The organism is Curtobacterium sp. ER1/6 (assembly GCF_001742745.1).
GTDB classification, from domain to species: domain Bacteria; phylum Actinomycetota; class Actinomycetes; order Actinomycetales; family Microbacteriaceae; genus Curtobacterium; species Curtobacterium citri.
Genome location: NZ_MJAK01000006.1, coordinates 1 through 20,669, shown reverse-complemented (window position 1 = coordinate 20,669; position 20,669 = coordinate 1). Strand labels below are relative to the sequence as shown.

The following is a 20,669-nucleotide window of genomic DNA, read 5'->3' as shown; positions in this document are numbered from 1 at the left end:
GTGTCGATCGCGCATCTCGATCCGTCCCCGCAGGACCTGGCCGACCGCGGGGTGGACCGGACCCCGCCGCACGACCTGCTGGCGGAGCAGTCGACGATCGGCGGGATGCTGCTGTCGAAGGACGCCGTCGCCGACGTGATCGAGACCGCGCGCGGTGTGGACTTCTACATCCCCAAGCACGAGGTCATCTTCGACGCGATCCTGTCGCTCTACTCGCACGGCGAGCCGACCGACGTCATCGCCGTCACCGACGAGCTCACCAAGACCGGCCTGCTGTCCCGCGCCGGCGGCGCCGAGTACCTGCACAGCGTCACGAGCATGGTGCCGACCGCCGCGAACGCGGGGTACTACGCGGCCATCGTCGCCGAGAAGGCGGTGCTCCGCCGCCTGGTCGACGCCGGCACCCGCATCGTGCAGATGGGCTACGCGTCGGAGGGTGAGGTCACCGACCTCGTCAACAGCGCCCAGGCAGAGGTCTACAACGTCGCCGGCGGCGTGCAGACCGAGGACTACGTCCCCCTGACCGACGCCATCGGCGCCGCCATCGACGAGATCGAGGCCGCGAAGGGCCGCGACGGGCAGATGACCGGCGTGCCGACCGGGTTCAGCGGCCTCGACGCCCTGACGAACGGCTTCCACCCCGGGCAGCTCATCATCGTCGCCGCCCGACCCGCACTCGGCAAGTCGACGCTCGCGCTCGACCTGTGCCGCGCCGCCGCGCTCAAGCACGACCAGACCGCCGCGTTCTTCTCGCTCGAGATGGGGCGCGCCGAGATCGCCATGCGCCTGCTGTCCGCCGAGTCGAGCGTGCCGCTGCAGAACATGCGCAAGGGCACCGTCGACTCCCGCGACTGGACCACGATCGCGCAGACCCGCGGGCGGATCAACGACGCACCCTTCTTCATCGACGACTCCCCCAACATGACGCTCGTCGAGATCCGGGCGAAGTGCCGCCGGCTCAAGCAGCAGCACAACCTGAAGCTCGTCGTCATCGACTACTTGCAGCTGATGACCTCGGGCAAGAAGGTCGAGAGCCGCCAGCAGGAGGTCTCGGAGTTCTCGCGTGCCCTCAAGCTCATGGCGAAGGAGCTCGGCGTGCCGGTCATCGCGCTGTCGCAGCTGAACCGTGGTCCCGAGCAGCGTGCGGACAAGAAGCCGATGATCTCCGACCTGCGCGAGTCGGGGTCGATCGAGCAGGACGCCGACATGGTCATCCTGCTGCACCGTGAGTCGGCGTACGAGAAGGACAACCCGCGGCAGGGTGAGGCGGACCTGATCGTGGCGAAGCACCGCAACGGGCCGACGGACACGATCACGGTGGCGTTCCACGGGATGTTCTCGAGGTTCGTGGACATGCCGCAGTAGGCGACTGGTCGCCGCGCATGTGACCTGTCTCCTTCGCACGCAACCCTTCGCCGTACGAGGTGGGGCGAAGCATTGTTGCTCACCCCCAAGACCTGAGAGCGTCCGCAAAGCGTCCGCATGAGGCACCCTCAATGAGAACGATCGCGGACTACCTATCTGAGACAAGAGCTCTCAACGGCCAGCGACAGCAGATGCCGCAGCGACGCAGCGATCTTGCGTTCTGCAAGTGGGTCCACGTTGTCGGCGACGCCGAGGTCGGTCAGCCACCGGCTATCGAGGCAGCACGTGACGGCCCTGCTGGTCCTGGCCAGGCGGAACGTTGGCAACGTCCGTCGAGGTTGTCGGTCGCCTTCCTTAAGATTGAACGACCCGAGCGAAGGGCACGCATGAGCAGCACACTCGAGATTCTTGACGACTTCTTCGCCCTTCGGAACGACGAAGACTTCAGCCGCGTGCCCGGTCGCACCATACGAGAGTTCGGCTCGCAGGTCCTGACTGGCTCTCAAGCGGATCCGGCGCACCTCTCACCAGACCGGCAACCGGTCTACATCGGTGGCTGGCCTTCCGCGAACTTTGGCCTGGTTCACGGCGATCTACTGCTGACCAGTCTGCTGTACAACGAACAGCTCCTGATTCGCGACCCGATCGTCGACTGGTTTGCACCTGAGCAGCACCTCGTCGAACACGCACTCGCTGCGAGGCCCGGCTACTGGGATCCAGAGGCAAATCAGCCACACATGCGCGAGACACGGCAGTTCTTGAACGTAGCCGTGACCCAGTTGCGGGCTCTGCGTCCACTCATCGACGCCGGTATCGTCGTGCCAGTCCCCACCGCCCGGCGAGTCTACGAGCAGCGAGTGCCGATTCGACGTCTCGTCGACCGCCTCGTCAAAAACCCCGATCTTGCACCGGGCGCGTACACGGCTGCTTATTCACCGGCCGATATACCTGTTGAGGACAACGTGCGCGGTATGTTTATCTTCGCGTCCGGACCGAACCCGGAGCCTCGCATCGCAGAGTCGCTACGCCGGGGGCTAACGTACTTCGCGCGCGAGTTCCTTATTGCCGCCTCCTACGGGGCGACTTACACCGCTGCGTTCGACCATGAGTTGTTCCTGTGTAGAACAGGGGTTCGCGATTTTGTCAGACCGGCAACGCGGACTAGCGAGGCTATACTTCAATCAGATCTGCCCATTTTCTCTGGTCTGACGCCGCAGCTGATCGCCGAGGTCCACGACGACGACATGTTTGGACAGTTCCGTGCCGACCTCCACGAGCTCTTTCAAAACGCGCCGGTCGACGGGACGCAAAGTGACCTGGCGGCGTACGTGTCAGATCAGGAGCGCATTCTGCTGCAGCCCAAGCTGGACGATGCTCGGAAGGCGGCTGAGCGCGGCATCTTGCAGCGAATTGGCGCCGGGCTCAACGCTGGAAAGTTCGGGATTGCTGCCGGGCTGGCGATCGACCTGGCCCTGCAGTCACCAGGGCTTGCTACCGGGCTAAACGTTGCCCGCGAAATGGCTAACGGCTTCCTCGATGCCCCGAGGGAGCAAGGTTCGCAGCGAATCTGGTCATCGCTGATCCGGCATCATCGGTCCGTCGGCGCTGAGATGCGGGACGTGCGGCCAAAGCCAGGCTCCACAACTGGATGGGCAGTGCCGCCCGAACCATCGATGAATCTGACGATCACACCCGGCACAATCATCCACGACTTCGTTCCGCGGCCAGATTTGGAACCGTACGCGACACCGTCCGGCTACACGGGCGGTGATTACCGCCCGTGCCCTTGCGGCAGCGGACTGCGGTACCGATTTTGCTGCAAGGAGGCCGACCGGCGCGGCCCCGTCGTGGTGTCCGCTTGACCTGCGCTTGACTCTCTTTCTGCGTGCCACCGGGGGGTTCACTGTGCGCCTGGCAGTGGGTCACCCAATGCGTCTGCCCGCCAGCCGATCCTCTACCGGTCGCTGGAACGACGCTCGGCTCGAGCTCGACGTCGCTCGTCACGCCTCGCCCGCCACTCGGCGTCCTGCTGATCCTGCAGCGGGCTTCGGCCCATGCTCCCGCGGGCCGCGAGGAAGATGAGCACGGCGACGACAACCAGTACCACCGGTACGAGGAACTGCAGAAACAGCATCGCTACCCCCATCGATCGGTCGTGCCACTTCAGGTGGGTGGAGCTTAGCGATCCGTCGGCGGCAGAGGTGCCGTCCGGTCTCCGATCGGCTGATGGACAGCGGGAAGCAGGCAGATACGCCTCACTGTCATCACGTCGACCTGATTGGGTAGGCCCATGTGGATCCCCGGACTCGTCGCTGGGCCGGCAATGGTTGCAGTAGCGGTCACCGCGATCGTTCGGCCGGAGCCGATCGCGCGGTACTTCATCGACGCTCAACAGGGCAGCCGCGGTCCGCGAAGTGCGATGACCCCGGGACTCATCCGTGTGCTCGCTGTAGGTCTGGCAGTGATAGGCCTCGTCTGGACACTTCTGTCCGTCTTCGGTCACCCCGTGTGACCGGCGATTGGGGAGCGCGACCGATCGGAGTCCCATCGTCGCGGGAACGTCCTTGCTTCCAGTACGACTGCTGACTCAGCCAGGCATGCGCCCGCGCTCGATCCACGTGCGCCGTACGGGCAGAGGCGCCGTACCGCTCGAACCGTGGTCGTCGGGAGCACAGTGGGGATGGTCGTGGTCTCGGGCTAGCCATCTCGGCAGGACTCGGCCTGTTCGGTTCCTGATCGAACTACCTCACAGAGCGATGAGTCAGCGGGACGCGTGGACGGCATCACGACCTGGTCAGCGGCGGCGTGGCTCCGGGTAGTAGTAGACGGTCATCGCCAGGTCGTCCTCTCCTTCAGTCACGCTGCTCGTGAACGTCACGTCCTCGATCGACACGTCGCCGAGGTCATCGATGGTCTGCGCAACCCGTCGCAGCAAGGCAGCAACATCGCCTTGCCCGTCGCCTGCTGGGTTGCTCTGCGAGAAGTGCTTGATCGTCCCGTCCGTACGCTCCACACCACCGACCGTAGCGACGTCCGCGAGGGCGACGACGTTGAACAGCAGCCGTCCCACCGGGTCGTCCGGATCGTGGACAGGAACACCGATGTTGATCTTCACGTTCTTCGCGGTGAGTTCGTTCACGATGTCCTTCGCGTCGCGGAGGCTCCTGGCCGACTGATCCAGCTTCGCGATCCCCAGCGTGTCGCGGCACGGCATGAAGCGAGCGTGACGCGGTGAGCGGTGAGGACTCGTTCGGAGGTCGAGACGCGGGCGTACCCGATGTGGGGAGCCCTCGTGCCGCGAGGACCGGCGCACGGCACCTGGTCGGGACCAGAGCCGATGCCGACGGCCCCGCCACGTCCGGGAGGGACGTGACGGGGCCGCGGGAGGAGCCTCCCGTCCGACCCGCGAGTACGAGGCGAACGGGAGGCGAGGGATCAGCGCTGCGCGCGCCGGCGACGCACCGTACGGGCGCCGATCAGGCCGGCGCCGGCGACGAGCAGACCGAGGGCCCACGCGAGCGGCGAGGTCTCGTCGGCACCCGTGTACGCGAGCCGACCCTTCGCCTGCGCGGGTGCCTTGGTGCCGTGCTGGACGGTGCCGATCGGGGTCGACGCCTTCGGGACGGTGACCGCAGCGGTCGGGGTGACCTGGACGTCGAACGCGGTGCTGAAGTCCGCGGCGCTGACGGTCAGGCGGTGGACCGAGGCGTGCGGGAAGGTGACGCCGACGAAGCCCGAATCACCGAGCACCGAGTCGGGGGCGATGACGTCGGAGGCCACGTTCGAGCGGACGCTGACCTCGGCAGTGGGGTCTCCGGTCTCCTCGTCGACGACGGCGTTGCCGTACTGGTCGACCAGGTTGCCGGAGAGGAGCAGCGTGCCGCCCTGCGGGACGGTCGGCTCACCGCCGTCCGTCTCGGTCCACGATTCGAAGCCACCCGTGCTGTCCGACTCGTAGTCGTGGTCCTGGGTCAGGATCGAGCCGTCTGCCTTGATGATCCAGGTCCGGAAGCTGCCGGAGTGCTCGTCGTGCTCGCCGTCGAACCAGCTGACCGGGAACCCGCTCTTCACGTAGTCGATGAAGGCCGCACGGTCGACGGCGATGGCCTCGAGGCCGACCGGGGCAGCTGCCACGACCTCGAGCTCGACGGTCTGGGTGACGGTCTGGGTGCCGCTCGTGGCCGTGACGGCGAAGTCGTAGTACGCCGCCTCCTCGGTCGAGCCGCTCAGCACCCCGGTGGCCGGATCGAACGAGACGCCCTCCGGCAGTTGGTCGGCCGGGGTCTCGTCCCCGTGGTCGTCCTCGTCCCCGGTGTAGTAGTAGTCGAGGCTCAGCACGGGCTTCGGGGAGCCGGTCGCACGGAACGTGTACGAGAACCGCTCACCCGCGGTGGCGGAGACGGTGAGGTCGTCCTCCTCGGTGGTGCCCGCGGTGATCGGGGTGCCGGCCTCGTCGACGAAGACGGGCGCCTGCGTGACGGGGGCGGTCTGCGCCGACTCGGACTCGACCGGGACGCCGTTCTGCGTGTTCGTCACCGTGACGGTGAGGACCTTGCCCGCATCGGCCGCCTTGACGACGTACGTCTGGGCCTGGCTCACGGGGGTGCCGTCCGCGGTCCAGGCGTAGCTCAGGGTGGTCGGGGCGGTGAAGCCGGACGGTTCGGCGGTGAGCTTCGAGCCGACCGAGGCGTCGCCGTCGATCGTGACCGTGCCGGCGGCTGCGGCGATGCGCGGGGTCGACTCCGGAGCGGTGCGCGGGGCGTCGGTGGTCGGGACGGTCGGCTGCGGGGCGGCGGGAGCCTCGGTCGCGGGTGCTGCAGGCTCCGTGGGGGAGTCGGCGGGCGGGGTGGCGGTCGCGGACGGGTCGGTCGCCGGGGCATCGGCCGACGGTGCCTCGGCGGACGGGCTCGGCGTGGTGTCGACAGCGGTGGTCCCGCTGTCCGCGACGGTGGTGCTGGACGTCGGTTCGACGGCGGAGGCCGACGTCGCGGTCATGATGCCGAGACCGGTCGACAGGCCGACGAGGGCGATGGTCGTGCCGACGGCGCAGGCGCGTCGGACAGTGGAGTTGCTACGGCGCACGGGTTCCCCCTGGGTCAGGCGACAGTCCGGGAAACTGTCGGTCCGCGCAGGTTAAGAGGACGCTGGGAACCGCGCTGCTCCCTCGGTCGGGGGGCATCGGGGAAACCCCAGGTCAGGACCGGTGGTTCCACTGTGGGCTGAACGATCATTCAACCAACGTCAGTCGGCAGGATGACGGCGGTGGCCGGTCGGCTGTCGGTCCCACGAGGTCGGAGGTGACGGAACCGCGAGGGCGGTGGCTCCTGCACGGCAATCGGCCGCGTCGTGGAGAACCCCGAAGATGACACCGGTTGTCAACGGTGGATCGACGCGCGTCTGCGCCTGCGAGAGCATGTCCCCGTGCGGAACACCATGATCCTCGGACTCGTCGCCGGCGCCTTCGGGCTCGTCGCGATCGGGAGCGGTTACGCCTGGGGTGTCGGGCGCGATGGCATGCTGCTCGCGGGGCCATCGTCGTCGGACTGGTCTTCGCGGTGTTCGCCGTGAGTGCGGCGCAAGCCCAGCGCTGAGAAACATGACCGACTCCGCCATCACCGCACAACTGAGGGAGCTGATCGCCCGCGCCCTCCCCGAGCTGGACGACGACGATCCTGGTCTCGGTCCGGAGGCATTCCGCGAGCAGTCGCTGAGAGCGGTTGAACTGTGCCTGACGATGCGCTCGCTGCTCCGTGAGGTCACCCAGGCGGCCGTCGACGGGGCACGGCGGAACGGGGCTTCCTGGGCAGCCATCGGGGAGATCCTCGGTTCGTCTCGGCAAGCCGCGCAGCAGATGTACGGATCTCCGCTGACCGGTGTTGCGCCGCCCGCGGTCGACGCGGTGCCGGCAGTTCGGACGCTCTACCCGGTGACCGCGTTCGACGAGATGGGCAAGCTCGCGAAGCTCGGCGCCGAAGGCTGGCACGCGATCCGTGTCGGGCTGCAGTCCCACGAGCTCGTGCAGGACACCCGCCCGTGGGAGCACGTGCGGGTGCTCCAGGGGAGCCGGAAGTCCACTCGCCTGCTGAAGGAGGGGTGGACGGATGTTCCGGGCGGGACGTTCCCGTGGGTTTACTTCACGCGGCCCGTTCCGATCGAACCGGAGGATCCGACACGCCGGTGCGGTCCGCGCGAGTGCGGGGCCCGTGTGCGGGACGGAGCGTCGCGCCGCGGGACCTGGCCCGACGGCAGATCGCTAGGTTGCAGCGTCCTTCCGGGGCAGGATCAACAGCACCGCCGGGAGGGCAGCTGCGCAGATGATCGCCGCACCGGTGATGTTCGAGTTCACGCTCTGACCGGTCGAGATGTCGATGAGTTCGCCGACACAACCGATGGCGACGATGAGTCCGAGGGGGATGAGCGCAGCAAGCCCTCTCGAGCCGCGCCATGCTCGGACGCTGCCGGTCATCAGCAGAGCAGCTCCGGCGGCACACGCCACGATGGAGTACGCGACACCGCGGTACGCAGCGAGGCTGTGCAGGTGGCCGACGTTCCCCCGGTGGAGAGCCCAGTCCGTGGCGAGCACGACTGCCAGGGCGACGAGTGCGAAGCCGTACCCGGCGGCGAGCACCGCTGCAATCCGTACAGCCGGGGTCAAGCGGAGCGGTGCGTCGCCGTGCCCGATGTTCATGAGCAGAAGGTAACAGCGGCCTTGCGGCCTGACGACCTCCTGTGCTGACGAGAAGCATCCGACGTGCGGGCTACTGGCGACGGTACGGGGTCGGGGAGTCGTCGATCGTGCGGGTCGGGGAGAAGAAGGACGTGAGCTCGGTGGCGACCGAACGCGGGGCGCCCGTGTTCCAGGGGCCGTCGTGACCCAGGCCAGCGAGCTCGACGCGCTTCGCGTCCGGCAGGATCCGGCCGAGACGGGCGACCGCGTCGCGCAGGAACCGGGGGCTCTTCGTGCCGCTGAGGAGCAGGGTCGGCTGCGTCACGGTGCCGTACTGGTCGATCCGGTGCTCGACCTGAGCGACGTCGTGGAAGTCGTACCGAACGCCGGGGAGGAGCTGGCGGAGCGACGAGGCGGGGCCGGGCGCCCATGCCTGGGAGGTGAGTACGGCCAGGCCGAGGACGCGAGCGAGCCGACGGGGAAGGTGTGCGATCGCTCCGGGGGCTGTGCCGGCCGTGAGGAGCGCGCCGATGAGTGCGGCGCCGGAGCGGCGGTGGTCGATGTCGGCGAAGAGCTGCTCGAGACGGGCGCGGTCGATGCCGTTCTCGTAGAAGGGTGGTTCGAAGATCGCGATCCGCTCGACGCGTGGCAGCGTCCGTGCTGCTTCGAGCACGATCACGCCCCCCGAGCTCAGACCGAACAGCGTCGTCGCGCCGGTGGCGGCCATGATCGCGTCGAGGTCCTCGACGTCCCGAGCGATGTCATGGTCTGGGGTGTACCCGCGAGGGCTGAGTCCGCGACCGCGACGCTCGGCACTGATGACGGTGAAGGACGCAGCCAGTTCGCTGGCGAGGCTCCGGTAGGCGTGCACATCGGCCATGGCGCCCTGGACGAGCACGACCGCCGGCCCGACCCCCTGTCGCAGGTAGCCGATCGTCGTGCCGTCGCGGGACACGACGCTTCGCCTGCTGATGTCCGACGGCCGCATGGCACCCTCACTACTCACATTATGAAGTGGTTACGCCATGAAGCTACTCCGCCATTGCTATCTTTGCGCCCATGGACGATCGAGGTGGCAGTGGGGCGGCGACGGACGAGCAGCGCGCGGCACTGGTCGACGCAGTGCGCTCGTTCGGCGCTCGGGACTCAGAGCTCGGGCGGATGTTCGCGCGCAGCCACGGCATGCACCCGACCGATGCCGCCGCGGTCGTCGAGATCCTGACCGCTGAACGGCACGGTGGAACGCTGACGCCCGCGCGGCTCGCAGCGCGAGTCGGGCTCACGACCGGTGCGACCTCGACACTGCTCCGGCGCCTGGAGACCGCGGGTCACGTGGTGCGGAGCCACGACCACGATGATCGCCGTGTCGTGCGTCTCCGATCCACCGAGTCGGTCCACCAGGCCGCCGCGGCGTTCTACGCGCCGTTGTCCGATGCCCTCCGCCGAGCACTCGGCGACTTCTCACCGGCTGACCTCGCCATCGCGACGGAGGTCGTCCTCGCGCTGGATGCGGCCGCCTCCGACGCAGCCGCGCACCAGGTCTCAGCCGAGCACCAGGGCCCAGCCGCGACGAGTGATGGTCGGAAGCGGTAGCTGGCCGCTGCGGTGTCCCGACAGCCGATCGTCCATCGGGACGAGCAGCCTCGCGGTGCGACCTGTTCTCCGGGTTCAGGGCGTCAGCACCAGGACGGACAGTCCCCGGATCTGCTCGGCCTGGGCGAGCGCTGCGGCCGGGTCCTCGATGCCGACGGTGGTCACCTCGAGGGCGCCGAGGTCGATGACGCCCGCCTGCACCTGACGCCAGACCCGGTACGCGGTCTCCTCGGAGCACATCCACGAGCCACGCAGGGTGATCCGTCGGCGCATGAGCTGGTCGTAGGGGATCGGGAGCGCCTGGCGGACGCCGCCGAGGAGGACCATCGTGCCGTCGGTCCGGACGCTGTCGAACCCGGCCATGGTGAGGTCCGGGGTCGGGGTCGGTCCGAGGGCGTCGATCACGACGTCGGCGTCGCCGCCGGCTGCCGCGCCGATCGCTGCCGCGTCGGCGTCGCGCGCGCCCACGGAGCGGACGGCTCGGACGCGTCCGTCGAGTGCCTGGAGGCGGTCGAGGCTCCCGGCGTCCCGTCCCACCGCGACGACCTGCGCCGCGCCCCGGGCGAGCGCCAGGAGGACGGCTGCGCCGCCCATCTGTCCACTGGCACCGAGGACGACGACGCGGTCCCCGGCCGTCATCCCGCTGCGCTCGACCGCCCCGTCCGCGACGCTCAACCAGGGCAGGAACGCGAGCTTTGTCGGGTCGCCGTACGTCTCGGCGCCGGGGAGCGCGAGCACGGCCGATCCGGGCATCACGGTGCGCTCCGCGAAGGTGCCGGTCCGCCAGACTCGGCGCATCCGGTCCGTGGTCGCCGTCGTCGCCCCGCGGCCGCCGATCCCCGTCCACCCGAGGAGGACCTCCTCCGGCTCGGCGACCCGACCGCTCCGCAGGAACCCGGTGCACAGCGCCGTCTCGCCGGGCCGGACGGTCGTGACGTCGTCAGCGACCTCCTCGACGATCCCGATGCCGCCGATGCCGAGCACGGTCGGGGTCGCGATGCCGCCGCGGCCCCCCTCGACGAGCACCCGCGTGTAGGCGGGGACCTGCACCGCGAGCATGCGCAGCACCACGCCGCCGCTGCGGACGCGCGGGTCCGGCACCTCCTCGACGCTGAGTGTCGAACCGGATCCGTCGAGTGTCCATGCCTGCATGCCCCCGAGTCTCCGCAGGCAGCGAGCGACCATCCAGAGCCGCCGCATACTGGTACCCGGACCACCAGGGAGGGACGGCGTGAGCGACGTCACCGAGCAGCAGCGTCGGGAACTCGGGGCGTTCCTGCGGGCGCGAAGGGAACGGGTGAGCCCGGTCGACGTCGGGCTGCCGGGATCGTCCCGCCGTCGCACCCCGGGCCTCCGCCGCGAGGAGCTCGCGATGCTCGCCGGGATCAGCGCCACCTGGTACACCTTCCTCGAGCAGGGCCGGGACGTCCGCCCCTCCCGTCAGGTCCTCGACGCGATCGCGCGCGCCCTCGGACTCGCCGGAGCGGAGCGGACACACCTCTTCGCCATCGCCGTCGACGAGCCCGTACCGACGAGCCCCGACGAAGTCCTCGATCCGGAGGTCGCCCGGGTCGTCGACCTCCTCGACCCCGCCCCGACCTACGTGACCGGGGGAACCTTCGACCTGCTGGCGTGGAACACGGCGGCGGCCGAGCTGTTCCGCGGCGCACTCGACCACGGCGAGCACCCCAACCTGGTCCGGTGGGTGTTCCTGGCTCCCGGTGCACGCGACGTCCTGCCGGACTGGACCGACGTGGCCCAGGGGCTCCTCGCACGGCTCCGGGCCCGAGCCGGGCGGCATCCGGGCGTCGCGGTCTGGCGGGAACTCGAGGCCGATCTCCGCGGGGCCAGCCCGGAGGCCGACCGGTGGTGGCCGCGGTACGACGTCGGCACACCGGGGGCCGGCATCAAGCGCGTCAGGCAGGCCGACGGGCAGGTGCAACGCCTCGCGTACACCTCGTTCGACGTCGCTGACCGGCCGGACCAGACCATGACGACCTACCGTCGGCTCTGAGCCCCACTGGAGGCGCGTGGCGGGGCCGCGGCAGGAGCCTCCCGTCCGTCTCCTGCCCGCGTCCACGGCGCGACCCACATGGTCATCGGTCCGTCCCTCACGACGTCTGCTCGCGGCGGAGGAGCCACCCGGTCCCGACGAGCGTCGCGAGCAGCGTCCCGCCACCGCCCAGGAGGGCGACCGCCGGACCGCCGACCGCAGTGCCGGCCATCGTCGCGGCGTTGTTGGTGCCGATCATCGCTGCGAAGGCCCGGCCCTGCACGGCCCGCGGGGCTCGTCGGTGCACGATCGACCGAACGTACCGGCGTCGACGAGGAGGGTCGCGTGCGTGCCGACGGCCGCGACCAGGAACCCGGCGACGGCCGGTCCGACGAGCGTTCCGATCGTGCGACAGGTGTCGGATCGGGCGTACCCGACGGCGACCGCACGTCCTGTGGGGACCGCGGTCGGGACCAGGAGTGCCATCGCGGGGGAGTCGACCGCCGAGACCGCCGCCGCTGCAGCGACCAGCAGGAGCAGTCCTCCCTCCGACGGGACGAAGGCGATCCCGATGGCGATGAGTGCTCGCAGCGAGTGCTGCCGAGACGATCCGTGAGACGTCCATCCGGTCCAGCAGTGGAGCGAGGACGGGCCCCAGGACGACCGAGGGCAGCAACTCGGCGAGGACGAGCGCCGAGACGACGAACGCCGATGCGCCCCGCTCCTGGAGGGCCAACAGCAGCGTGACGGTCGTGATCGCGTCCCCCGCGGAGGAGACCCCCTGCGCAGCGGTGAGGGCGCGCAGCTTCACCAGGACCCCTCAGATTCGTCAACCAGTACTGAAGTTTCAGTATGGAGGGTGTACGCCGAGGATGACCACACTGCGGGTACCGGGAGCGTCGCAGCCGGGAGGCACGTGGCGAGCCGCCGGAAGGGCCTCCCGACCGCCGCAGACCGACTACCCCCGCCGCCGCAGCGTCTCGCTCGGCAGCTCCCCGAACCGCTCCGCGTACGCCGCCGAGAAGCGCCCGGCGTGCGCGAAGCCCCAGCGCTGGGCGACCTCGGAGACGGTGGCCTCGCCGACCGCGTGGTACCGGAGCTCGGCGCGCACCCGGTCGAAGCGGATCCCGCGGAGCACCGAGTTCGGCGACGCCTGCACCTGCCGCTGGAACCCCTGCTGCAGGCCGCGGATGCTGAGCCCCACGTGCTGCGCGACGTCGGTGGTGGTGATCGGCGACTCCGCGTTCGCGTGCATGTACTCGATGGCCTCCTGCACCCGGCCGCGCGCGCCGGGGACGTCCGGCACGGCCGGGACGACCGTGACGTGCGGGAACGTGCGGAGCATCACCGTCGCGGTCTGCCGGGTCGCCTCGGCCATGGCGAGCGGTGTCAGCGGCACCGGACCGAGCACGACCTGCGCGGTCGCCCGGAGCTCGGCGTTCCACGCCCGGACCGCAGCCGGCCGCGGGACGGCGGCGTGGTCGAAGAGGAGCGGCGCCGGTTCGGTCCCGTACATCTCCGCCGCCACCCGCTCGAGCAGCCGGCGGTCGAACTGCACCACGTTCTGCCGGACGTCGGCCAGGTCGAAGCCGAACGGGCGGGCGCTCGGGAACACCACCGGGCGACCGGGGACGAGGGCGACCTCGTCACGTCCGGTGTCCATGACCCCGCCACCGTCGCTCACCCAGCTGACGAAGTAGTGGCTGGTCGCGTCGACCTCGCCGACCATGCGCGCGTCGAACCGCTTGGCGTCGAGCGTCAGCGAAGCGTCGCCGACCGAGCGGAACCGGTAGCCGAACGCCCGGTCGGAGCGTTCGGGCAGGAACCCGGAGGCGTCGTAGGCGGACTCGAACAGTGCGCGCGCCGCGTCGAGGTCGTTCCCGGACGACTCGACGACCTGGCGGACGTCGGTCTGGACGGGACTCACGTGACCGATGCTCCCACGTCCTGCTCCGGACGGACCTGCGAGTGCGCTCGCCGGCACGCCGTTCCCGGGGGTAGCGTGCCGCCATGACCGTTCGGAGGGTCTGCCGATCGAGCTCTGGGAGGCGCCGTCCTGACGGCGTCCCGTTCCTGGTCACCACACGACGGACGAGAGGCGCGGTGCCAGCTGGCACCGCGCCTCCCGTCCGTCGTGCTGTCGCGTCAGGCGCGGCTGCCGCGACGACCGGTGATGAAGCCCCAGATGACGAGGACGACGAGCGCGCCGAGGATCGCGATGATCCAGGACTGGATGCTGAAGAAGCCGTCGTAGCCGACGTTGAAGACCGCGCCGCCGATCCAGCCGCCGATGAGGGCGCCGATCACGCCGAGCACGAGGGTGGCGAGCCAGCCGCCGCCCTGACGGCCGGGGAGGATCAGCTTGGCGATGGCGCCGGCGATGAGGCCGAGGAGGATGAAGCCGAGGAAGCTCATGGGAAGTCCTTTGCAGTGTTGGTCGTTGTGGACGGTCGGGCACCGGAGTGCCGTGTGGGGGACGCAGCCCGCCGGTGTTGCCCGGGAGCCGCAGTCGGGAGTGACGCCGGATCGGCGTCCTCGTCTCGACCGCTGACTAGTTCGACTAACTACTTGTACCACTCGGGCCGTGCGCATGTTCGGGGTCGGGGGACAAGATCGGTCCATGGGTGACGGTGGCTTCCTGCACGGATGGCGCGTGGTGCGCTCGCGGCGTGCGGACTTCGTCGACGCGGGGAGGCTGCGAAGGCGGACGGTGGTGTGCGGCGCGACGGCCGTGGTCGTCGGTGCGTTCCTCGTGGTCGTGGACGTGGTCTGGGGGTCGCTGTCGACCGGGTCCGGCATCCGTGACCTGATCGCCGTGGTCCTCCTCGCCGGCGCCGCGGGGTGCCTCGTCGCGCCGTTCGTGCGGGTGGCCGCGATGGGTCCCGTGCCGCCCGAGGGGCTGACGGGGGACTGGCGCCGGCAGGAGCGCATCGACCGGCAGTTCGCGGCTCGGCCGCCGGCGATGGCGCTCGAGGACCGGGACGAGGTCCTCGCCCGCGCGGAGCGGTCGATCGGTCCGTCGACGGTCCTCGCCGAGCGGTTCGTCTGGCTGCCCGTCGCGTGGGTGCTCGGGTGGCTGGGACTCCTCGTCGCCGGAGCCGCGACCACCGACCGGTTGACGCTGCTGCTGGTCCCGCCCGTGTTCGCCGTGCTGCAGTCGGCGACGTTCATCGCGGCGGTGTCGGGTGCCGGACGGGCGGAGGCCGCTCGTCGCCGTGCCCTCGCGATGCCGGAGGTACCCCGGCCGTCGGCTCCGCCGCAGCGTCGGCGTGCGGTGGGCGGCTCCGCCGTGGAGCTGCCGGGGGACCGGCCCGCACCGCCGGCCTGATCTGCCGGCCCGATCCGCCGGCCCGATCCACCCGCCTGGTCCGCCGTCGTGGTCGGCACGGGCGTGCGTGACGACCTACCCTGGGCGGATGCTCTCCCGACGTGACGCCGCCGTACGGCTCGACATCCCCCTCGAGATGGCGGCCCGCCACGGGATCCCGTCGCACGTCAGCGAGGCCGAGCTCGAGCGGATCGAGCAGGACCCGCCCGCGTGGCTCGTGCAGTCGCGGGCGAACCGCACGGGCGCGAAGCGGGTGTGGGCCGACCTCGAGTGCGCGGTGTGCGGGTTCTCCGAGGCCGAGCGGCCGAAGAAGTGGTGGCCGGACTGGACGGTCCTGGTCTGCGACCACCACGACCTCGACGAGGCACCCCGCCCGGCCGCGGGCACCGAGCGCCGTGCGGTCTACGGCGTCGGCAGCCGGTTCGTCGCCCTGGTCGACGAGCCCCGCTGACCGGACACCGACCGTCCTCCGCTCCTAGGCTCGGCGCATGACGAGGAACGGACGGACCGGGGCGCCCGGTGCGGTGTGGATCTCCTTCTGGCTGTACCTGCTGACGGCGCTCTGGCCGCTCATCGGCGTGGGCATCGCCTGGATCGGCGCACTCGAGCCGACCGTCGGCGGTGACCGTCAGGCGGGGTACGAGACGGCGGTGGTCGCCACCGTGAACGCCGTGATCGCGATCGTGCAGATCGTGATCGTGTTCCTGATGCGGCGAGGGCGCCGCTGGGCGCGGATCGTGCTCGTCGTGCTGACGGTGGTCTCGGTCTTCGGGGTGTCGATCGGCGGCGTGTACGTCGGCTTCGTCGGGTTCTTCGGCATCGGGGTCGGCATCGTCACGATCGTGGCGGCGGTCCTGATGTTCACCCCCGCAGCGAACCGGTACTTCCGCGGGGAGCGGTAGACGGGGGAGCCCCCCGTCCACCGCCCCGCGGCTCACCGGCCCCGCCGGTAGGCACTCCCGTCGCACGAGTGCACCGCGCCGTCGTCGAACAGCAGCCGCAGGTTGTACGCCGCGCAGTCGACGAACGTCCCGATGCTGATCCACGTCGCCGACCGCCGGAGCACGCCCTTCGAGGGCCCGTCGGACCCGATGCCCGCGCGGTGCGCCACCCACGCGAGGTCACGGGCCTCGGTGTCGAGGTACCGCATCACGGCCTCGTTGTCCCGGTGCTGCCCGTCGAAGGACCGCGCGATCGTCGAGCGGACGAGACGGAGCACCGGCATGAGCCGCTTGCCCGGCGCGGCGCTCAGGCCACCGGCCTGGTAGAGCAGCCGGCGCGTGCCGGAACGGCGCATGGCGGGGACGAGTCGGCGGACGAACTCGGTGTTCACGAGCCGCTCCTGCTGCGCCACCCGGTCGCCGATCATGAGCACGACGCCGTCGACGCCTTCGAGCAGTGCGTCGAGGTCGAGGTCCGCGTCGATGCTCCCCTGGACGACCTCGAGGGCGTCGTGCCGGGCCGTGAGCTTGGCGGGCGTCCGGGCGACGGCGCGCACGCGGTGGCCGGCCTCGAGCGCGAGTCGGGTGAAGTGCTGGCCGGTCTGGCCGGTCGCGCCGAACACCAGCAGGGTCTGTGTCGTGGTCATGCGTTCAATCTAGGCACTGACAAGAAAGTAGTCAATGACTAGATGTCGGTAGGATGACCGCATGGCCGAGCGACCGTTCCACCACGGGAACCTCCGCACGGTGCTGCTCGACGAGGCGACGGCGGTGCTGCGCGAGTCCGGCGTCGACGGACTCTCCCTGCGCGACCTCGCGCGGCGGGCCGGGGTCAGCCACGGCGCACCCCGGAGCCACTTCGTCGATCGGCAGGCCCTGCTCGACGCCCTGGCCGAGGCCGGCTTCCAGCGGCTCACGGCCGACGTGCGCGCGGCGCTCGGGGAGCCGGGCGGCGACGTGCGCGCACGCTTCCTCCGCGTGGCCGGGGCCTACGTCGCCTTCGCCATCGACGACGCCGCGCTGATGGACCTGATGTTCCAGGCCAAGGCGCAGGCGGGTGGCGGTCCACCCCGGATCGCCGAGGCGGCAGCGGAGCTGTTCACGGTGCTCGACAGCGCGATGGGTCCACGCTCTGACGACCTCGATGAAGGTGCCCGGAATGCCTTCGGGATGCTGTTCGCGGCCACCGTGCAGGGGATCGCGTCGCTGGTGTCCTCGCGGCGCATCGCCCGCGGCGACGGCGACCGCCTGGTCGGCGAGGCGATGGAGATGATGCTCGGCTCCGCGCTCGCCGTCCGCGCGATCAGCGCCGGCTGAGCTCCCCGTCGCGCCGCATCCGCACCAGGCTGGCCCCGGTCGCACCCGCCATGGCGACGAGGATCACCACGAGGGACACCCACGTCGGGATCTCCGGTGCCCAGGCGAAGCCCTCGCCGCCGTTCAGGAACGGCAGCTCGTTCTCGTGCAGGGCGTGCAGCACGAGCTTCACGCCGATGAACGCCAGGATGAGCGCGATCCCGTACTTGAGGTAGACCAGGCGCTCGAGCAGCCCGCCGAGCAGGAAGTACAGCTGCCGGAGCCCCATGAGCGCGAAGACGTTCGCGGTGAAGACGATGAACGCGCTCTCGGTGATGCCGAAGATCGCCGGGATCGAGTCGAGGGCGAACAGCAGGTCGGTCGTGCCGATTGCGATGAGCACGATGAGCAGCGGCGTGAAGTGCTTCGCCCCGTCGTGCGTCACCCGGAACTTCATGCCGTCGAAGTCGTCCGTGATCCGGACCCGCCGGCGGAGCAGTCGCACGAGCGCACTGTCCTGCTGCTCCGCGTCGTCGTCCTCGCGCAGCTGCTGGATCGCGGTCCAGATGAGCCAGGCGCCGAACAGGTAGAAGATCCACGAGAAGTCCTCGATGAGCTGAGCGCCCACCAGGATGAAGATGCCCCGCAGGACCAGCGCGATGATGATGCCGAGCATCAGCACCTCCTGCTGGATCTGCTTCGGCACCGAGAATCGCGCCATGATGATGACGAAGACGAACAGGTTGTCGATGCTCAGGCTGTACTCGGTCAGCCAGCCGGCGACGAACTGCCCGGCGGCGTCCCCGCCCGCGAACACGAGCATGAGGACGGCGAACACGAGCGCCAGTCCGACGTAGACGCCGACCCACGCCCCGGACTCCCGCAGCGACGGCACGTGCGGCCGCCGGGCGACGATGAGCAGGTCGACGAGCAGGATCGCGACCAGCGCGATGATGGAGCCGACCTCGAAGACGACGGGGAGCTGGGGCATCGTTCCAGTCTGGGGCATGCGGGGGTCCAGCGGTGCACCGCTGGACCCCGTCGGCCACGACGCGCGGTCAGACCGTCACGACGACCTTCCCCGAGATGCGTCCCGCCTCGGCCTCGGCGTGCAGTGCCGGCAGCTCGTCGAGCGTGATGCGCCGCGTGACCTCGACCCGCAGCGCGCCGGAGTCGACCAGGGACACGAGCTCCGTGAGGCGTTCGCGGTCCGGTCGCACGAAGACGGTGGCAGCACGGACGGCACGGTCCTCGTCGCCGGGCGTCGCCATGAAGGCCGTCGTGCTGACGACCGCGCCGCCGTCGCGGACGAGCGACACGAGGGCACGGAACGCCTCGGGGTCGATCGGCGCGAGGTTGAGGAGCACGTCGACCCGCTCGTCGACGGCGTCGTGCAGGTCGGTGGTGGTGTGGTCGACGACCTGGTCCGCCCCGGCCGCCTGCACCGCCTCGGCGCTGCGCGGGCTCGCGGTCGCGACGACGTGCGCGCCGAGCCGCTTCGCGAGCTGGACCGCGTACTTCCCGACGACGCCGCCGGCGCCGACCACGAGCAGGCGCTGTCCGGCGGTCAGGTGGCCGTCGTCGACCAGGGCCTGCCACGCCGTGAGGGCCACCGAGGGCAGCGCAGCGGCGTCGACGAGCGGGATGCTCGTCGGGGCGGCGACGAGTGCGCCGGACGGGGCGACGACGTACTCGGCCGCGCCACCGTCGTGCTCCATCGGCAGGAACCCGACCACCGGGTCGCCCACCGCGAGGTCCGTGACGCCCTCGCCGACCGCGTCGACCGTGCCGGAGACGTCGTAGCCGGGAACGTGGGGGAGGACGACGGGGATCGGCAGGAAGCCGCCGCGCATGCCGCCGTCGGCCGCGTTGTACGCCGATGCGGCGACCCGCACCCGGACCTCGCCCGCGCCGGGCTCGGGACGCTCGACGTCCTCGGTGCGCAGGACCTCGGGTCCGCCGACCTCGTGGAACCGGACTGCCTTCATGATGTGCTCCTCCGTCGTGTGCTTCGAGTTCGAAGCATCTGGGGGAGACGCTACACCTGCTTCGAGTTCGAAGCAACAAGGAGGTGCAGGACGGCCTGGAGGCGCGTGGCGGACTCCGCCACGCGCCTCCAGGCCGTCCTGCTGGTCGCCGTCTACCCGCGCTCGCCGAGCGCGTCGGCCGCCTGTTCGTAGAGGCTCGTCGCCAGCGCGTTGAGGACCTCGTGCAACGCACCGTCGTGCGAGCCGTCGACGGCGCGGAGCATGGTGCCGTACCGGGTCCGGTAGTCCTCGACCACGGCCTCGCCCGCGGGCAGGAGGCGCAGCAGGGAGCCGCGGCGATCGTCGGGGTTGGGTGCCCGTTCGACCAGGCCGGCGGTGCTGATGCGGTCGACCATGTTCGTCACCGCGCCTGACGTGAGCCCGAGGTACCCCGCGACCTCGGTGGGGGTCGAGTACCCCGTGTCGCTGATCAGCACGAGGGCGCGGAGGGCGTTCTCGTGGATGCCGGCACGCGCGCTCAACTGCCCGACCAGGCTCGCGTTCGCCCGCACCACGGCGGCGAACGCGGTCATCAGGTCGGCGTCGTCGATCTGGGTCACTGGTCTGCTTCCGTCGGAGGGGGGACACGGGGCGTCCCCCGCTCTGGGGTGAGTATACGAGTGGTCAACTTGGTGAACGAGTAACTATCTTGATCATTGAAGCAAGTCGGCCCGAACGACTTGCTCCCCACGCTTCCGACAAACCACCGAACGATGAGGTACACCGTGTCCACCAAGCTCCGCACCTCCGCGCTGAAGCGGATCCGTTTCGCCCCCGTGGCGCTCCTCGCCGGCATCTTCGCGGCCGTCCTGCTCTCGCTCTCCCTCACCGGCACGCTGTCGGGGTTCGCCGCGAGCATCACGAACAACGCCAACTCGGCCGCCACCGGCACCCTCGTCATGCAGGAGCAGAACGCCGGCGCGACCGTCACCTGCCTCAGCACCGACGGCGGCTCGGTCTCGACCAACGCCGCGACCTGCTCGACGATCAACAAGTTCGGTGGCAGCACGACGATGACGCCGGGCAACACCGTCAACACCGCGATCTCGATCAAGAACACGGGCACCGCGAACGCCGCGACCTTCACGCTGACCCCGGGCGCCACCTGCACGCAGTCGAACAACGGCGCCCAGAACGGCACCGCGACCGACCTCTGCGCCAAGATGAACCTCGTCATCACCTCGGGCTCGACCACCGTCTTCAGCGGCACCCTCGCCAGCTTCAAGGGCGCGGCGGCCACGGCCTTCACGATGCCCGCGGCTCCGGCCGCCGGTGCGAGCGTCCCGTTCAACTTCGCGGTGACCCTCGACCCGTCCGCCGGCAACACCTACCAGGGCCTCGCGGCCTCGGTCCCGATGACCTGGACCTTCACGGCCTGATCACCGGACGGCGCACCGGCGGGTCGCCCCTGATCCCGATCCGCCGGTGCGCGAGCACCACCCCCGCACCACCCCCGCCT

At 70.2% G+C, this 20,669-nt stretch carries 22 protein-coding genes; 11 read left to right on the top strand and 11 right to left on the bottom strand.

Going from position 1 to position 20,669, the window contains the following annotated elements:
• Both dnaB and Cus16_RS10490 read left to right on the top strand, forming a co-directional pair.
• A complete protein-coding gene (dnaB, locus tag Cus16_RS10495; protein ID WP_069712620.1) occupies positions 1-1,365 on the top strand; it encodes a replicative DNA helicase in 1,365 nt (454 codons plus the stop codon).
• A 386-nt stretch (positions 1,366-1,751) separates the two neighbouring features.
• Positions 1,752-3,227, top strand: coding sequence for a YecA family protein (locus tag Cus16_RS10490; RefSeq protein ID WP_069712619.1), 1,476 nt, complete (start codon positions 1,752-1,754; stop codon positions 3,225-3,227).
• A 932-nt stretch (positions 3,228-4,159) separates the two neighbouring features.
• Here the strand turns inward: Cus16_RS10490 and Cus16_RS17055 are convergent.
• Entirely contained in the window at positions 4,160-4,579 is a 420-nt protein-coding gene (locus tag Cus16_RS17055; RefSeq protein ID WP_317614862.1) for a hypothetical protein, read from the bottom strand.
• A gap of 221 nt (positions 4,580-4,800) precedes the next feature.
• A complete protein-coding gene (locus Cus16_RS10470; RefSeq protein ID WP_069712617.1) occupies positions 4,801-6,447 on the bottom strand; it encodes a putative Ig domain-containing protein in 1,647 nt (548 codons plus the stop codon).
• Between the two features lie 339 nt (positions 6,448-6,786).
• Here Cus16_RS10470 and Cus16_RS16690 point away from each other — a divergent pair, with 339 nt between their 5' ends.
• Positions 6,787-6,933 (top strand): hypothetical protein, encoded by a 147-nt coding sequence (locus Cus16_RS16690; protein WP_189319576.1) that lies wholly within the window; start codon positions 6,787-6,789, stop codon positions 6,931-6,933.
• A gap of 28 nt (positions 6,934-6,961) precedes the next feature.
• Positions 6,962-8,101, top strand: a complete 1,140-nt coding sequence (locus Cus16_RS10465; RefSeq protein WP_069712616.1) for a hypothetical protein — start codon at positions 6,962-6,964, stop codon at positions 8,099-8,101.
• A 22-nt stretch (positions 8,102-8,123) separates the two neighbouring features.
• Here the strand turns inward: Cus16_RS10465 and Cus16_RS10460 are convergent, their stop codons facing one another.
• Positions 8,124-8,987: an alpha/beta fold hydrolase gene (locus Cus16_RS10460; RefSeq protein ID WP_069712615.1), complete on the bottom strand. Its 864-nt coding sequence runs from the start codon at positions 8,985-8,987 to the stop codon at positions 8,124-8,126.
• A 104-nt stretch (positions 8,988-9,091) separates the two neighbouring features.
• On the opposite strand from Cus16_RS10460, the gene Cus16_RS10455 reads away from it, so the two are divergent.
• Positions 9,092-9,625 carry a MarR family winged helix-turn-helix transcriptional regulator gene (locus Cus16_RS10455; RefSeq protein ID WP_083263883.1) on the top strand — a complete coding sequence of 178 codons (534 nt, stop codon included), beginning with the start codon at positions 9,092-9,094 and terminating at the stop codon, positions 9,623-9,625.
• A gap of 75 nt (positions 9,626-9,700) precedes the next feature.
• Here the strand turns inward: Cus16_RS10455 and Cus16_RS10450 are convergent, their stop codons facing one another.
• Positions 9,701-10,777 carry a zinc-binding dehydrogenase gene (locus Cus16_RS10450; protein WP_069712613.1) on the bottom strand — a complete coding sequence of 359 codons (1,077 nt, stop codon included), beginning with the start codon at positions 10,775-10,777 and terminating at the stop codon, positions 9,701-9,703.
• Positions 10,778-10,856: 79 nt separating this feature from the next.
• Here Cus16_RS10450 and Cus16_RS10445 point away from each other — a divergent pair, with 79 nt between their 5' ends.
• On the top strand, positions 10,857-11,639 hold the full coding sequence (locus tag Cus16_RS10445) for a helix-turn-helix transcriptional regulator (RefSeq protein ID WP_069712612.1): 783 nt from the start codon (positions 10,857-10,859) through the stop codon (positions 11,637-11,639).
• A gap of 97 nt (positions 11,640-11,736) precedes the next feature.
• Here Cus16_RS10445 and Cus16_RS16350 read toward each other — a convergent pair whose 3' ends face one another.
• The 3 genes from Cus16_RS16350 to Cus16_RS10430 form a co-directional block, all read right to left on the bottom strand.
• The gene (locus tag Cus16_RS16350; protein ID WP_141718937.1) at positions 11,737-11,925 is read right to left on the bottom strand and encodes a hypothetical protein; all 189 of its coding nucleotides are present in this window, start codon (positions 11,923-11,925) and stop codon (positions 11,737-11,739) included.
• Positions 11,926-12,576: 651 nt separating this feature from the next.
• Positions 12,577-13,545, bottom strand: a complete 969-nt coding sequence (locus Cus16_RS10435; RefSeq protein ID WP_069712610.1) for an AraC family transcriptional regulator — start codon at positions 13,543-13,545, stop codon at positions 12,577-12,579.
• A 218-nt stretch (positions 13,546-13,763) separates the two neighbouring features.
• On the bottom strand, positions 13,764-14,033 hold the full coding sequence (locus Cus16_RS10430; protein WP_069712609.1) for a GlsB/YeaQ/YmgE family stress response membrane protein: 270 nt from the start codon (positions 14,031-14,033) through the stop codon (positions 13,764-13,766).
• A gap of 205 nt (positions 14,034-14,238) precedes the next feature.
• Here Cus16_RS10430 and Cus16_RS10425 point away from each other — a divergent pair, with 205 nt between their 5' ends.
• The 3 genes from Cus16_RS10425 to Cus16_RS10415 all read left to right on the top strand — a co-directional run bounded on the left by Cus16_RS10425 (position 14,239) and on the right by Cus16_RS10415 (position 15,848).
• Complete coding sequence (locus Cus16_RS10425; protein WP_141718936.1) at positions 14,239-14,946, top strand: hypothetical protein; 708 nt, start codon at positions 14,239-14,241, stop codon at positions 14,944-14,946.
• Positions 14,947-15,034: 88 nt separating this feature from the next.
• On the top strand, positions 15,035-15,397 hold the full coding sequence (locus Cus16_RS10420) for a hypothetical protein (protein WP_069712607.1): 363 nt from the start codon (positions 15,035-15,037) through the stop codon (positions 15,395-15,397).
• A 37-nt stretch (positions 15,398-15,434) separates the two neighbouring features.
• Positions 15,435-15,848 (top strand): hypothetical protein, encoded by a 414-nt coding sequence (locus Cus16_RS10415; RefSeq protein WP_069712606.1) that lies wholly within the window; start codon positions 15,435-15,437, stop codon positions 15,846-15,848.
• 32 nt (positions 15,849-15,880) lie between these two features.
• Here Cus16_RS10415 and Cus16_RS10410 read toward each other — a convergent pair whose 3' ends face one another.
• Positions 15,881-16,534, bottom strand: a complete 654-nt coding sequence (locus Cus16_RS10410; RefSeq protein WP_069712605.1) for an NAD(P)-dependent oxidoreductase — start codon at positions 16,532-16,534, stop codon at positions 15,881-15,883.
• Positions 16,535-16,595: 61 nt separating this feature from the next.
• On the opposite strand from Cus16_RS10410, the gene Cus16_RS10405 reads away from it, so the two are divergent.
• Positions 16,596-17,204 carry a TetR/AcrR family transcriptional regulator gene (locus Cus16_RS10405; protein ID WP_069712604.1) on the top strand — a complete coding sequence of 203 codons (609 nt, stop codon included), beginning with the start codon at positions 16,596-16,598 and terminating at the stop codon, positions 17,202-17,204.
• Here the strand turns inward: Cus16_RS10405 and Cus16_RS10400 are convergent.
• From Cus16_RS10400 to Cus16_RS17025, 3 genes are all read right to left on the bottom strand, one after another.
• Positions 17,191-18,174 (bottom strand): TerC family protein, encoded by a 984-nt coding sequence (locus tag Cus16_RS10400; protein ID WP_069712603.1) that lies wholly within the window; start codon positions 18,172-18,174, stop codon positions 17,191-17,193. The two genes, Cus16_RS10405 and Cus16_RS10400, sit on opposite strands and share 14 nt — an antisense overlap.
• A gap of 67 nt (positions 18,175-18,241) precedes the next feature.
• Positions 18,242-19,171 (bottom strand): NADP-dependent oxidoreductase, encoded by a 930-nt coding sequence (locus tag Cus16_RS10395; RefSeq protein WP_069712602.1) that lies wholly within the window; start codon positions 19,169-19,171, stop codon positions 18,242-18,244.
• Between the two features lie 152 nt (positions 19,172-19,323).
• Complete coding sequence (locus Cus16_RS17025) at positions 19,324-19,770, bottom strand: MarR family winged helix-turn-helix transcriptional regulator (protein ID WP_069712601.1); 447 nt, start codon at positions 19,768-19,770, stop codon at positions 19,324-19,326.
• A gap of 165 nt (positions 19,771-19,935) precedes the next feature.
• Here Cus16_RS17025 and Cus16_RS10385 point away from each other — a divergent pair, with 165 nt between their 5' ends.
• A complete protein-coding gene (locus tag Cus16_RS10385; RefSeq protein WP_069712731.1) occupies positions 19,936-20,589 on the top strand; it encodes a hypothetical protein in 654 nt (217 codons plus the stop codon).
• Positions 20,590-20,669: the final 80 nt, after the last annotated feature.

What these genes read in the sequence shown, in the direction of transcription:
- Cus16_RS10490 (WP_069712619.1), top strand. Translation starts at nt 1,752, where the DNA reads ATGAGCAGCACACTCGAGATTCTTGACGACTTCTTCGCCCTTCGGAAC.
- Cus16_RS17055 (WP_317614862.1), bottom strand. Translation starts at nt 4,579, where the DNA reads ATGCCGTGCCGCGACACGCTGGGGATCGCGAAGCTGGATCAGTCGGCC.
- Cus16_RS10465 (WP_069712616.1), top strand. Translation starts at nt 6,962, where the DNA reads ATGACCGACTCCGCCATCACCGCACAACTGAGGGAGCTGATCGCCCGC.
- Cus16_RS10455 (WP_083263883.1), top strand. Translation starts at nt 9,092, where the DNA reads ATGGACGATCGAGGTGGCAGTGGGGCGGCGACGGACGAGCAGCGCGCG.
- Cus16_RS10450 (WP_069712613.1), bottom strand. Translation starts at nt 10,777, where the DNA reads ATGCAGGCATGGACACTCGACGGATCCGGTTCGACACTCAGCGTCGAG.
- Cus16_RS10430 (WP_069712609.1), bottom strand. Translation starts at nt 14,033, where the DNA reads ATGAGCTTCCTCGGCTTCATCCTCCTCGGCCTCATCGCCGGCGCCATC.
- Cus16_RS10425 (WP_141718936.1), top strand. Translation starts at nt 14,239, where the DNA reads ATGGGTGACGGTGGCTTCCTGCACGGATGGCGCGTGGTGCGCTCGCGG.
- Cus16_RS10420 (WP_069712607.1), top strand. Translation starts at nt 15,035, where the DNA reads ATGCTCTCCCGACGTGACGCCGCCGTACGGCTCGACATCCCCCTCGAG.
- Cus16_RS10415 (WP_069712606.1), top strand. Translation starts at nt 15,435, where the DNA reads ATGACGAGGAACGGACGGACCGGGGCGCCCGGTGCGGTGTGGATCTCC.
- Cus16_RS10410 (WP_069712605.1), bottom strand. Translation starts at nt 16,534, where the DNA reads ATGACCACGACACAGACCCTGCTGGTGTTCGGCGCGACCGGCCAGACC.
- Cus16_RS10405 (WP_069712604.1), top strand. Translation starts at nt 16,596, where the DNA reads ATGGCCGAGCGACCGTTCCACCACGGGAACCTCCGCACGGTGCTGCTC.
- Cus16_RS10400 (WP_069712603.1), bottom strand. Translation starts at nt 18,174, where the DNA reads ATGCCCCAGCTCCCCGTCGTCTTCGAGGTCGGCTCCATCATCGCGCTG.
- Cus16_RS10395 (WP_069712602.1), bottom strand. Translation starts at nt 19,171, where the DNA reads ATGAAGGCAGTCCGGTTCCACGAGGTCGGCGGACCCGAGGTCCTGCGC.